The sequence below is a fragment of the Methylobacterium sp. CCH5-D2 genome (assembly GCF_001556475.1).
GTDB lineage: Bacteria > Pseudomonadota > Alphaproteobacteria > Rhizobiales > Beijerinckiaceae > Methylobacterium > Methylobacterium hispanicum.
Window position 1 is genome coordinate 1 of the sequence record NZ_LSIX01000701.1, and the last position, 234, is coordinate 234.

Sequence of the window (234 nt, forward strand, 5' to 3'; positions counted from 1 at the left end):
GCGTGGCGCAGGTCATCCCCATCGGGGGCGAGGTGCGCCAGTTCCGGGTCAGCCCGAACCCGGCCGCCATGCGCGCGCTCGGCATCACCAACGCCCAGTTGGAGGCGGCGCTGGCGCAGTTCGGCACCAACGCCGGCGGCGGCTTCACGGACCAGCATTCCCGCGAGTACCTCATCCGCAGCATCGGCCGGACCATGAGCCTCGACGACCTGCGCAACCTCGTGGTCGCGACGG

At 71.8% G+C, this 234-nt stretch carries 1 protein-coding gene; it reads left to right on the forward strand.

Annotated features, from left to right (window positions below; genetic code table 11):
• Window positions 1-234, forward strand: a 234-nt coding sequence (locus AX737_RS18480) for an efflux RND transporter permease subunit (RefSeq protein ID WP_156453822.1), incomplete at both ends; no start/stop codon positions are given.